Consider the following 12,705-nt stretch of genomic DNA (forward strand, 5'->3'; position numbering starts at 1 on the left):
GGTTACAAAGGCTGCGCGGTTTCAACCAGACGGGCAAAGAAACTCGCCCCAATCGGTGCGGCGTCGTCGTTGAAATCGTATTTCGGATTGTGCAGCCCGGCCCCCGGGCCGATGCCCAGGAAGAAATACGCACCGGGGCGTTCTTCCAGCATATAGGCGAAATCCTCGGCGCCCATTTCCGGGTCACGCTCCAGATCAACCTGCCCGGCCACGTCCAGGGCCGCCTTTGCCGCCATGTCGACGCCGGATTGATGGTTCACCGTGGCGGGGTAGCCCCGCTCATACTCGATTTCGGCGGTCACATCGAAAGACGCGGCCTGACCTTCGATGATTGCGCGAATGCGCCGTTCGGCCATGTCGCGCACCTCGGGTTTGAAACTGCGCACGGTGCCCTGAATCCAGGCGCTGTCCGCGATCACGTTCTCGGCCGATCCCCCGTGGATCTGCGTCACCGACACGACCAGTTGATCGACCGCATGCACATTGCGGCTGACCACGGTCTGCAAGGCCATCGCCAGCCCCGCCGCCGCAATCACCGGGTCGCGGGTCTCTTGCGGGTAGGCGCCGTGACCACCCTGCCCTTTCAGCGTGACGGTGAAGGTATCGACTGCGGCCAAAAGCGGCCCGGTGCGGGCGAAGAACTGACCGAACTCCTGATCCGGCACGTTGTGGATGCCGTAAACTTGGTCGACGCCAAAGCGGTCCATCATGCCTTCGTCGCACATCACCTTGGCGCCGCCGCCGTTTTCCTCGGCCGGTTGGAAGATCAGCGCGACCTTGCCGGCAAAGCGCCGCGTTTCCGCCAGGTATTTCGCGGCCCCCAATAGCATCGTGGTATGCCCGTCATGTCCACAAGCATGCATGCGCCCTTCAACCGTGGACGCATAGTCCAGGCCGGTCTCTTCCGGCATTGGCAGCGCGTCCATGTCGGCGCGCAGACCGATCGTGCCGCCGTCGCCCTGCCCGTTGATGATCGCGACCACACCCGAGACACCGATTTGTTCGTGGATCTCATCGACGCCAAACTCTTTCAGCCGGTCGACCACATAGGCGGCGGTTTCATGACACTCCAATCCCAGCTCGGGGTGCATATGCATCCAGCGGCGCCATGTCGTCATGTCCTCGGCGTAGTCGGCGATGCGGTTGATGATCGGCATGGGTTGCTCCTGTCTGAACGCGTGCTATGCCGGGAAGAGTTCACCGAAATGGGGCCAAAGCGCAATGAGCAATTCCGACGACCTGGTTCACGACCCGCATGGCGGCATGGCGCGACTTTTGGAAATCATGCGCCGGTTGCGGGATCCGGATACCGGCTGCCCCTGGGATATCGAACAAACCTTCGCCACCATCGCGCCCTATACAATCGAAGAAGCCTATGAGGTCGCCGACGCCATCGAGCGCGAGGCTTGGGGCGAGCTGAAGGGCGAGCTGGGCGATCTTCTGTTTCAGTCGGTGTTCCACGCCCAGATGGCCGAAGAGGCCGGGATGTTCACCTTTGATGAGGTGGCCGACACGATGTCGGACAAGATGGTGGCGCGTCACCCTCATGTGTTTGGCGATGAAAGCCGGGACAAATCCGCCGATCAGCAGACCGTGGATTGGGAAACCATCAAGGCCGCTGAACGCGCCGCGCGGGCCGAAAAGGGCGTGCTGGAGGGCGTCGCGGTGGGCCTTCCAGCGCTTTTACGGGCGGGCAAGCTGCAAAAACGCGCCGCGCGGGTGGGCTTCGACTGGCCCGACACCGGCCCGGTGCTCGACAAGGTGCATGAAGAGATGACCGAGCTGGTCGAGGCGCGCGACAGCCTGGGGCATGAAGAGATTCGCGAAGAATTCGGCGATCTTTTGTTTGTCATGGCGAACCTGGCGCGGCACCTGGGCATCGAGCCCGAAGAGGCGCTGAGGCACGCAAATGCCAAGTTCGAACGTCGGTTTGCCGGCATCGAGACGCGGTTGGCCGCACAGGGGCGCACACCCGATCAATCGACGTTGGAGGAGATGGACGCGCTGTGGAACGCGGTGAAACGGGATGAAAAAGGTAGCTGACTTTTTTAATCAGGTATTGACCTGAGCGAAAGACTCGGGCTTATACGTTGCAAACGCAACGGAGAGACCGATGAACCGCGCCCTGCCCCTGTCCGCCCTACTCACCCTGTCGATCGCCCTGCCCGCGCTCGCTGACGAAGTAAACGTCTATTCCTATCGACAGCCCGAACTGATCCAGCCGCTGATGGACGCCTTCACCAAAGAAACCGGCATTGATGTGAACGTGGCCTTCCTGTCGAAAGGCGTGATCGAACGCCTGACCGCCGAGGGGCGCCGCACCCCCGCGGATCTGGTTCTAACCACCGACATTTCCCGCCTTGCCGCCGTTGTGGCCGCGGGGCTGACCCAGCCGGTCGAAAGCGACGTGCTGGCTGCAAACGTGCCGGATGCCTACCGCGATCCCGGCAATGAATGGTTCGGACTGACCTCTCGTGCCCGCGTTGTCTATGCGTCGCGCGACCGGGTCGCCGAAGGCGAGGTGACAAGCTACGAAGACTTGGCAGACCCGAAGTGGAAAGGGCGCATCTGCACCCGGTCGGGCACCCATGCCTATACGCTGGCCTTGGTCGCAGCGTTCCTGCACCACAATGGCGAAGAGGCCACCCGCGCCTGGCTGGAGGGTGTAAAAGAAAACCTGGCGCGCAAGCCCCAGGGCAACGACCGCGCGCAGGTCAAGGCGATCTGGGCGGGTGAATGCGACCTGTCGCTGGGCAACACCTACTACATGGGCGCGATGCTGGCGGATGAGGAGCAAAAGGACTGGGCCGAAAGCGTTCGAATCCTGTTCCCCGTTTTCGAAGGCAGCGGCACCCATGTGAACCTGTCGGGCATGGCGCTGACCAAACACGCGCCGCACAAGGAAGACGCCATCAAGCTGATGGAATTCCTGACCTCGGTCGACGCGCAGCAGATCTATGCCGAGAAAGTGTTCGAATACCCGATCGCACCGGGCGCAACGGCTGATCCGCTGGTGGCCAGCTGGGGCAGCTTCACGCCGGACGGGATGAACCTGATGGATGTGGCGGCCCAGAGACCGGCCGCGCTTAAACTGATCGAGGCTGTCGATTTCGACGGCTAGAGCGGCAGTTTCTCTGTGAATTCAACGCCCGAAAAGGCGCGGATCTGATCCAGGTCCGCGTCATAGCGCGCGCGTAACGTCGCGGCTTGCGCCACGGAAAAAGCCGCGAAGGGCTTGTCTGCCTTCGTGTCCGCGAACTCTGCCCGAGCCGCTTCAACCGTGGCACGCGCAGCCTCCTCGCCCGCACGCCACCGCGCCTGCAGCGCGTGCAGCGCGGCGTCTGACAGGCTGGCATTCACCGCCTTAGCTGGGTCTCTCATCGCGCTGGTGTCAAGCTCCGGGACGAACAGCTTGGCCAAAGCAACCTCGGTGCGCGGTCTGCCATAAGGCAACACAATCAGGCGACGCGGGGTCAACACATCGCGGATCAGGCGCACAATCTCGGGCCAACCACCCTGAAACCCAGCCATCCCCGGTGCGATCTCATCGAAATCGCGCACCTTGTTTTCCTCAGCCCGCTTGCGATAGGCCGACACGAACAGGCTGTCATAAGGGCGCAGCAGGAACAGCAGATTGCCCACCGAACGCCCCTCCAGCACATCGCGCAGAAAGCTCAGACGCCCCTCGGCGTGGGGATAGAACTTCCCCGCATAGAACGGCGTCATTCGCCCGATGATGTTTTCCTCGGACAAGATCAGCGGACGATCTCCGGTAGCGTGTTTGGCCAGGTTTCCCTGCGCTTTCATCGCACGCCAATTGCGTTCCTTCGCGGAATGGCGCGGGGCGGGCAACCATAGCTTCAGCGCTCCGCCCTCAGCCCCGTCGCGCCCGGCATAGGCCAAATCAAACCCCTGCGACCGGATTTCTGTCGCGTTCAAGTCAAGAAACATCTGCACCGCGCTGGAGCCGGTGCGGTGTGCGCCCGCGTGAATGTGAACCTCGGCCATGCTCGCCTCTCGTTTTGCGCGCATCCTAGCGCCGGGCGCGCGGCTTGACCATCACGACGTGCCGCCGCAGACCTCCTTGATCAACGCGGCATGGGCAAGGGTGATGCGATAGCCCATCTCGATCGCTTCGGCGCCGCGATGCAGCTCCAAAATGGTGAGATCGGTGAAGGCCATGTTCAACAGCACATGTGGCGGCTCTCCGGCCAGACGTGACCGCCGGATCTGGTCCGTCATCACATCAATTGCAGCCGTCAACACGTCGAAATAATTCGGTTTTCCCGGCGCACCCTTCGCTTCAGGGTTCAGGTTCAGCGCCTTTTGCCACTCCACCGGCAGCTTCGATGCCGCCCAGGCCTCGGCGCTGGTGGCAGGTTTGGGTTGCCAGATGCGCCCATGCGGCTTGGCATCCGGATTCACGGCAATTGTGATCTCCGACCCCAAGGCCCGCGCGGTGGACACCGGCACCGGGTTGGTCAACCCGCCATCCAACAGCCAATGTCCCTGATGACGGATCGGGCTCATCACACCTGGAATACCCGCCGATCCGCGCACGGCGGCATAGGTCGGCCCGTCCTGGAACCACAACTCGCGCCCGGTCTCCATGTCAGTGGCCACGGCGGCGAAGGGCCGGGGCAGATCTTCAATTCGATCAGGAATACCCAAGGTTTTCAGAAGGTTTTCGATTTCACGCGCATCTACAAGCCCGCCCGATCCCAGACGAATATCCATCAGGCCGACGAATTTTGCCGGCGTCAGGGCACGCACCCAATCCTCCAACGCGTCCAGTTTGTCGGCGGCCCAAGCCACGCCCACAAGTGCGCCCATCGAACAGCCCGCGACCAATGCAGGCTTCACGCCCAATTCGTCCAACGCGCGCAGAACGCCGATGTGGCACCAGCCCCGCGCGCCGCCCGATCCCAGCGCCAGGCCGATGCAGGGCGCGCTCATGCCGCTGCCCGACGTGCAAGCGCAAGCGACAACAGCCGCGCGACGCCGTCGCTCATCGGCAGCTTTGCGTCGAACACATCGTCCAGCGGCACCCAACGTGCGTCCGCCGCGTCATCACCCGCCACTGGCTCCCCGGTGCCATAGGCGCAGGCGACCGCGATCAGCGTATAATGATGCGTGACCCGCCCGTCGTCGCGCCGGATCACCTCGGTTTCACCCAGAACCGGGCCAGCGGTGGCGCTGACCCCGGTTTCTTCGGCCAATTCGCGAATGACGGCGCGGGCGATGGTTTCGCCCGGCTCCACCCGGCCGCCGGGAAAACCCCACAGACCCCGATCCGGTGCTTTGCCACGCTGCACCATCAAGACCGCGTCGCCGCGCAGGACCACGGCCAGTGCGGCAAGCTCCGGCCCGCCACTCATTGCGCCGCCACCGAAGTCGCGGGCAGCATGTCCTTGAGGTAATGCCCGGTGTGGCTTTCAGCCACGCCTGCGACCTCCTCAGGCGTTCCCACGGCCACGATGCGCCCGCCGCCATCACCGCCCTCGGGGCCAATGTCGATGATATGGTCGGCGGTTTTCACCACGTCTAGATTGTGTTCAATCACCACGACTGTGTTGCCTTGATCAACCAATTCATGAAGCACTTCCAACAACTTGCGGACGTCTTCGAAGTGAAGACCGGTGGTTGGTTCATCCAGAATATACAGCGTGCGCCCGGTGGACCGCTTGCTGAGCTCTTTTGATAGTTTCACCCGCTGCGCCTCGCCCCCCGACAGGGTCGTGGCCTGCTGACCGACCTTGATATAGCTCAGCCCAACCCGCATCAGCGCGTCCATCTTTTCGCGGATCGACGGCACCGCCTTGAAGAAATCCTGTGCTTCCTCGACGGTCATATCCAGCACGTCGGCGATTGATTTACCCTTGAACTGTATCTCCAACGTCTCACGGTTATAGCGCGCGCCTTTGCAGGTTTCGCATTCGACATAAACATCCGGCAGGAAATGCATTTCGATCTTGATGACACCGTCGCCCTGACACGCTTCGCACCGCCCGCCCTTCACGTTGAAGCTGAAGCGTCCGGGCTTGTAACCACGCGCCTTGCTTTCCGGCAGGCCGGCGAACCAGTCCCGAATCGGCGTGAAGGCCCCGGTGTAAGTCGCTGGATTTGAACGAGGAGTTCGTCCAATTGGGCGTTGGTCAATGTCGATCACCTTGTCCAGATGCTCCAGCCCCTTGATGGTTTCACAGGGCGCAGGTGTCTGGCGTGCACCATTCAGACGCATCGAGGCGGTCTTGAACAGCGTTTCAATCGTCAGCGTTGACTTGCCGCCCCCGCTGACCCCGGTGACACAGACGAATTTCGCCAGCGGAAAATCGGCGGAAACTTCTTTAAGGTTGTTCCCTGTCGCTTTGATAATGCTTACCTTTTTCTTATTTCCCTTACGCCGCTCTGTGGGCACCGCGATCTCACGTGATCCGGTCAGATATTGCCCGGTGATCGAGTGCGGGTTGGCGCAGAGGTCCGCGACCGAGCCCTGCCCAACGATTTCGCCGCCATGCACACCGGCGCCTGGGCCGATGTCGAAGACATAATCCGCCTCGCGGATCGCTTCTTCGTCGTGCTCCACGACAATCACCGTGTTGCCCTGGTCACGCAGGTTCTTCAGCGTTTCCAACAGTCGCCCGTTGTCGCGCTGGTGCAGCCCGATCGAGGGCTCGTCCAGCACGTAAAGCACCCCGGTCAACCCGCTGCCGATCTGGCTGGCCAATCGGATGCGTTGGCTTTCCCCGCCCGACAGCGTGCCGGAATTGCGCGACAGGGACAGGTATTCCAACCCGACGTTGTTCAAGAACCCCAGCCGTTCGCGGATTTCCTTCAGGATCGCGCGGGCGATCTCGTTTTTCTGCGGGCTCAGCTGTTCCGGCACCGTCTTGCACCAATCGAACGCCTCGCGGATCGACATTTCGACCACCTGGCCCGCGTGCAGAAGCTGGTCTTGCCCGCCATCGGCGGGACCGATCTTCACCGCCAGCGCTTCGTCCCGCAGGCGATAGCCGCCGCAGGCGCCGCAAGGGCGGTTGTTCTGATACCGCTCGAATTCCTCGCGGATCCAATTCGAATCCGTCTCGCGGTAGCGCCGTTCCATGTTCGGAATGACCCCTTCAAAGGGGCGTGTGACCTCATAGACCCGCCCGCCTTCGTCAAAGCGGAACTTGATCTCTTCCTTACCCGAACCATAGAGAAACAGCTGCTGCACCGCTTTCGGCAGGTCCTTCCACGGCGTGTTCTTGTCGAAATCGTAATGACGGGCAATCGATTCAATCGTTTGCAGGAAATAGGGCGATTTGCCCTTGCGCCAGGGCGCCAATGCGCCGTCATAGACCTTCAGCGTGGCATCGGGCACAACAAGGCGTTCGTCAAAGAACAGTTCCTTGCCCAGCCCGTCACATTCCGGGCAAGCGCCAAACGGCGCGTTGAAGGAAAACAGCCGCGGTTCGATTTCCGGAATGGTGAAGCCCGACACCGGACAGGCGAAGCGTTCGGAAAATGTGTGCCGTTCCGGCTCGCCATCCTCGGGCTTGGGCGCGGTTTCCAGAATGGCGATGCCGTCGGCCAGATCCAGCGCGGTGCGGAAACTGTCGGCCAGACGGGTCTCCATCCCTTCGCGCACAATGATCCGGTCGACCACAACGTCGATGTCGTGACGCAGTTTCTTGTCCAGCTTCGGCGCGTCCTCAAGGTCGTAAAACCCGCCATCGACCTTCACGCGCTGAAATCCCTTTTTCTGCAAGTCCAGGAATTCCTTTCGGTATTCGCCTTTGCGGTCGCGCACGATCGGGGCCAGAAGGTAGGCGCGCGTGCCCTCCTCCATCGTCATCACGCGGTCAACCATGTCCTGCACCTGCTGCGCCTCGATCGGTTTGCCGGTGGCGGGGGAATAGGGCGTGCCTGCGCGCGCGAACAGAAGCCGCAGATAGTCATAGATCTCGGTCACAGTGCCGACGGTTGAGCGCGGGTTCTTCGATGTCGTCTTTTGCTCGATGGAGATCGCCGGGCTGAGGCCCGAAATGTGATCCACATCGGGTTTTTCCATCATATCAAGGAATTGACGCGCATATGCGGACAAAGATTCCACATAGCGCCGCTGCCCTTCGGCGTAAATGGTATCGAAGGCGAGCGAGGATTTGCCCGAGCCGGACAGGCCGGTGATCACGACCAGCTGATCACGCGGAATGTCCACGTCGATGTTTTTCAGATTATGCTCGCGCGCGCCGCGCACTTCGATGTTCTTCAGCTCGGCCATGGGGCACCCCTTAATCAGCCCTTAACAGATAGGTGATCTTTGTCGTTTCGCCAATCGAAAAATGAGAACAAAGGCGGAACCCTTGCGCGGAACACGCGCAGATTTTGCCGGTTTTCCGCGCAACCGGCCCCGAACTGGACCCGAGGCGTCATGATCCCCTATGGTTCAAGGGCAGCCGCACCGTTTTCTGGCTGCAAAATCATTGAAAAGGGAGATTCTCATGCCAGCATCGCTGACATTTCACGAAACCCAATCATTCAGCTTTCCAGAACCTGACTTTGGCGGCGGCAGTGCCATGAGTGTTTGCCAAACACCCGAAGGTGACCCGTTTTTGGCATTTCTGACGCAAACGCCCGGCGCTGATACCTTGTATCTTCTTGATATGTGCGAAGGGCGCATTCACCTGCAACACCCGACACCGCCTCAGCGTCACTCGATCGGTGGCATGGGCTTCAACCCGCTTGATGGGCTTTTGTATTGCGGCAGCGGTGACGAAGACCGGGAAACGGTCATCGCCATCGACCCCTTGAGTGGCACGGTCCAACGTGAGGTTGACCTGGCAGTAACGACAAATGTCTTCCTGCCCGGCGCGTTTGCAACCAACGGGTTTTTCATGGCACGCGGCGCACACGATACGCTTGAATTGATGGGGATGAACGGGGTCAAACTTGGTGAACGAACCTATCCCGGTCGGGTGATCCGTGGGTTAACGGCCTCTCCGTTCAGCTGGACGTTTCTGGATGCCACGAACAACGAGATCGTGGTGATTGATCCGTTCGGAAACGTGATTGCAACGGCCCCGGCACCGGGCGCGCCTCCGGCCTTTTCATCGGACGTTCAAAACGGGGGCCACGCACTGGCCTTTGACATGGTCAATCATCCTTACACCGGTGCGCAATTGTGCATTCCAAGCGAGGACCTGCCGGAATGGGCGGTGGATGAGAATGGATATTACACCCACACGCCATATCATCAGGACACCCCCTGGAGCCCAACGCCCTGGCAGTTTCGTCATCGGATTTTCGTCGCCAACCAGACCAGTAACACGATTTACGGCGGATATTTGACTGCCTCGCCCCCATGACGTGATTGTTGGGGACTCAGTCAATCGCTGCTAAGGTCGACGAAACCAAAATGACCACGTGCGGGAGAATTTCGATGCTTAAGGTTTTGTTGGCAGCGGTGCTTTGCATAGGGACGACTGTGGCTGCATGGTCTCAGGATCAAAGCCGGGCCATTCTGGTGCTGGATGCGTCCGGGTCGATGTGGGGCCAGATTGACGGGCGCGCAAAGATCACGATCGCGCAGGAGGTGATCGGCGATCTGCTGACCACCCTGCCGCCTGAACAGGAACTGGGCCTCACCGCCTATGGCCATCGACGCAAGGGCGATTGCACGGACATCGAAACATTGTTGGACCCCGGCACCGACCGCGGCGCCATTGCGGCGGCGGTGAACGCGATCAAACCCAAGGGCAAGACGCCCCTGTCTGCCGCCGTGATCCAGGCTGCCGAGGCGCTCAAATACACCGAAGAGGCGGCGACCGTGATCCTGGTCTCGGACGGGATCGAGACCTGCGAACTGGACCCGTGTGAAGTCGGACGCCGTTTGGAAGAGGCCGGGATCGGCTTTACCGCTCATGTGATCGGCTTTGACGTGTCGGACCCAGCGGCCCTTGCGCAGCTGCAATGCCTGGCCGAGGAAACCGGCGGCTCATTCCGCACCGCCAGTAACGCCGACGAACTGTCGGACGCGCTGGAGATCATGGCCGAACCGGAGCGCGAGCCGATGCCGGTCGAGGTCACGTTCATCGCGCGTGATGGCGACGGAGGTGTGGCGATCACGGACGGTATCGTCTGGAATATCGGCACCGATGCGGCGGGCAGCCTGACCGAAAACGACGACACCGCCCAACCTGTTCTGTCGATGATGCCCGGCACCGGGCGCGCGAGCGTGCTGCGTCTGTCGGACGAAGCCAGTGCGGAAGCCATGTTTACCGTCGATACTGCGGCGATGACGGTCACGCTGGTCCTGCCCGTATTTGTCCCCGCCGCCACGGTGATGGCGCCTGACACCGCCCCTGCCGGGTCTCTGGTGTCAGTGCAGTGGACCGGACCGGATGAGGACAACGACTACCTTGCAAGTGCCGACGCGGACATGAGTGGCAGTTATTGGCACCATTACGAATACTCCAGGAACAGCGAAAACGGCGCGGTTCTGGTGCGCATGCCGCCCGAGCCGGGCAGCTATGAAATCCGCTATGTCCGTCGCGCCGGGGGCAACAAGGTGCTGGCGCGACGGGTGATCGAGGTCACGCCGCTGTCGATCAGTTTTGACATTCCCGCTCAGGCCGAGATCGGCACGCATGTGCCAGTCGGGTGGACCGGACCGAATTACAAAAATGATTTCCTGTCTGTCGCAAACCCGGCCAAGGGTGACGACTCCTATGTCAACTACAGCTACACCCGGGACGGCAGCCCCTTGTTGCTGGAAATGCCGCCGGAACCGGGCATTTACGAAATCCGCTATGTGATGAACGCGTCGAACCACGTTGCCGCACGCACCACGATTGAGGTCGTGGATGCCATCACCTCTGTCACCGGTCCGCAAAGCGCGCCGGTGGGGTCCGAGGCACAGATCACCTGGAAAGGACCGGGGCTGAAAAACGACTATGTCGCGGTGGCGCGGGTTGAGGATGGCGATGGAAAATACTTCAACTACTCCTACGTGCGCGATGGCAACCCACTGGACCTGACCATGCCCGCACAACCCGGCCAGTATGAGCTGCGATATGTCATGAGCCAGGATCGCACGGTTCTGGCGCGCAGTCCGATTGAAGTAACAGACACCATTGCCACGCTTGACGCCCCGGCCACAGCCCATGCGGGGGAAGAACTGGTCGTCAACTGGACCGGTCCGGCGTATGCCAACGACTATATTGATGTGGCTGCCACCGGTGAAAAGGCGGGGAAATACGAGGCCTATACCTATACGCGTGAAGGGTCGCCGCTGCGGTTGCAGATGCCGACTGAGCCGGGGGAATATGAGCTGCGCTATGTCATGACGCCATCCGAGCGTCGGATCCTCACGCGCCACAAAGTGCAGGTCACCGCTGTGGACGCAGACCTGAAGGCCCCTGACACGGCCCCTGCGGCCAGTGAGCTATCCGTCACCTGGACCGGCCCCGCCTACAAGAACGACTATATTGCCGTGGCGAAACTTGAAGACGGCGACAACACCTATGAGGCCTACGAATATACCCGTGAAGGCAGCCCGCTGATGCTGCAAATGCCGACTGAGCCGGGGGAATATGAGCTGCGCTATATCACCCAAGGAACCGAGCGAAAGGCATTGGCGCGCCGGGCCATCACCGTGGCGCCGGTCACCGCGACGCTCACAGCCCCTGACAATGCCCAAGCCGGCAGTGATCTTGTGGTGGAATGGATCGGCCCAGGTTACCGCAACGACTACATCGCAATTGCGCAAGCGGGCGCGAAGGTCAGCGAGTATGAGGAATACACCTATACCCGGGACGGCAGTCCGCTGCGCGTCGACGTGCCCGGTAACCCCGGCGCTTATGAGCTGCGCTATATCGTGCAGGGCACCGATCGAGGCGTGATTGCCACGCGGCCACTGCAGGTGGATCCGGTGGGCGCCACGCTTGAAGCGTCCGGCACTGCCGCGCCCGGATCAAACCTTGTGGTCACCTGGAGCGGGCCGGATTACCCGAACGACTACATCGCGATCTCGCTGGTGGGCGACAAGGGCTATGAAACCTATGCCCGCACCTCGGATGGGTCGCCTTTGATCGTCAAGGTGCCGGATCGCGCCGGCGCCTATGAGGTTCGCTATGTCATGAACCAGGACCGTAGCATTGTGGCCCGCCAGCCTCTGATTGTGGAGTAAATCCGACTTGGGGTTGATATATTCGCCTGATTGAATATATCTGCCGCAACCCCGGGTAACCGGAGACCACAATCGGCCTTTGCGGCCCTGCATGACAAGGATCAGAACCATGCTGAATTTCATGATGGGCCGCGCGGCCCGTGTGCAACCCGCCAACCGCCTGACCCCGCAGGACGCGGTGACAAAAGCCGCCGCCGGAGAGATTACCGTGATCGACGTGCGCGACCACAACGAGGTCGCCAATTCAGGTAAAGCCGAAGGCGCCGTGCACATCCCGCTTGCGGTTCTGAATTTCCAGGCCGACCCGAAGGGTCCGGACTTCAACAAGCTGCTCGCAGCGGACAAGCCGATCGCGGTCTATTGCGCGTCGGGGGGGCGCTCGGGAATGGCTGCTCAGGTTTTGTCGAACCTGGGCTACGATGAAGTGCACAACATCGGTGGCCTGGGCCACTGGCAGATGGCAGGCGGCAAGATCACCCGCTGATCCCTGCCCGTACCAACGCAAAAACCCCGCAATCTCTTGCGGGGTTTTTTTG

General features: G+C 61.3%; 10 protein-coding genes. 5 read left to right on the top strand and 5 right to left on the bottom strand.

Annotated features, from left to right (window positions below; translation table 11 throughout):
- Window positions 1–2: 2 nt before the first annotated feature.
- Complete coding sequence (locus MN188_RS03655; protein ID WP_242106244.1) at window positions 3–1,157, bottom strand: M20 aminoacylase family protein; 1,155 nt, start codon at window positions 1,155–1,157, stop codon at window positions 3–5.
- Between the two features lie 64 nt (window positions 1,158–1,221).
- Between MN188_RS03655 and mazG the strand changes: the two genes are divergently transcribed.
- Entirely contained in the window at window positions 1,222–2,043 is an 822-nt protein-coding gene (mazG, locus tag MN188_RS03660) for a nucleoside triphosphate pyrophosphohydrolase (RefSeq protein WP_242106245.1), read from the top strand.
- Window positions 2,044–2,113: 70 nt separating this feature from the next.
- Window positions 2,114–3,121 carry a Fe(3+) ABC transporter substrate-binding protein gene (locus tag MN188_RS03665; RefSeq protein ID WP_242106246.1) on the top strand — a complete coding sequence of 336 codons (1,008 nt, stop codon included), beginning with the start codon at window positions 2,114–2,116 and terminating at the stop codon, window positions 3,119–3,121.
- On the opposite strand, the gene MN188_RS03670 is transcribed toward MN188_RS03665, so the two are convergent.
- Genes MN188_RS03670 through uvrA form a run of 4 tightly spaced genes read right to left on the bottom strand, consistent with a single transcriptional unit; the run spans window position 3,118 to window position 8,263 of the window.
- Window positions 3,118–4,008, bottom strand: a complete 891-nt coding sequence (locus tag MN188_RS03670) for a hypothetical protein (RefSeq protein WP_242106247.1) — start codon at window positions 4,006–4,008, stop codon at window positions 3,118–3,120. The genes MN188_RS03665 and MN188_RS03670 overlap by 4 nt on opposite strands.
- A gap of 51 nt (window positions 4,009–4,059) precedes the next feature.
- Entirely contained in the window at window positions 4,060–4,956 is an 897-nt protein-coding gene (locus tag MN188_RS03675) for a patatin-like phospholipase family protein (RefSeq protein ID WP_242106248.1), read from the bottom strand.
- A complete protein-coding gene (locus tag MN188_RS03680) occupies window positions 4,953–5,378 on the bottom strand; it encodes an NUDIX hydrolase (RefSeq protein WP_242106249.1) in 426 nt (141 codons plus the stop codon). Before MN188_RS03680 ends, MN188_RS03675 begins: the two co-directional genes overlap by 4 nt.
- The gene (uvrA, locus tag MN188_RS03685) at window positions 5,375–8,263 is read right to left on the bottom strand and encodes an excinuclease ABC subunit UvrA (RefSeq protein ID WP_242106250.1); all 2,889 of its coding nucleotides are present in this window, start codon (window positions 8,261–8,263) and stop codon (window positions 5,375–5,377) included. The genes MN188_RS03680 and uvrA overlap by 4 nt, the downstream gene beginning before the upstream one ends.
- Before the next feature lie 367 nt (window positions 8,264–8,630).
- Between uvrA and MN188_RS03690 the strand changes: the two genes are divergently transcribed.
- The 3 genes from MN188_RS03690 to MN188_RS03700 all read left to right on the top strand — a co-directional run bounded on the left by MN188_RS03690 (window position 8,631) and on the right by MN188_RS03700 (window position 12,653).
- A complete protein-coding gene (locus tag MN188_RS03690) occupies window positions 8,631–9,347 on the top strand; it encodes a hypothetical protein (protein ID WP_242106251.1) in 717 nt (238 codons plus the stop codon).
- Between the two features lie 119 nt (window positions 9,348–9,466).
- Window positions 9,467–12,169, top strand: a complete 2,703-nt coding sequence (locus tag MN188_RS03695; protein ID WP_242106252.1) for a vWA domain-containing protein — start codon at window positions 9,467–9,469, stop codon at window positions 12,167–12,169.
- A 109-nt stretch (window positions 12,170–12,278) separates the two neighbouring features.
- A complete protein-coding gene (locus MN188_RS03700) occupies window positions 12,279–12,653 on the top strand; it encodes a rhodanese-like domain-containing protein (protein ID WP_242106253.1) in 375 nt (124 codons plus the stop codon).
- Window positions 12,654–12,705 lie beyond the last annotated feature (52 nt).

The sequence above is a fragment of the Aliiroseovarius subalbicans genome (assembly GCF_022678625.1).
Lineage (GTDB): Bacteria > Pseudomonadota > Alphaproteobacteria > Rhodobacterales > Rhodobacteraceae > Aliiroseovarius_A > Aliiroseovarius_A subalbicans.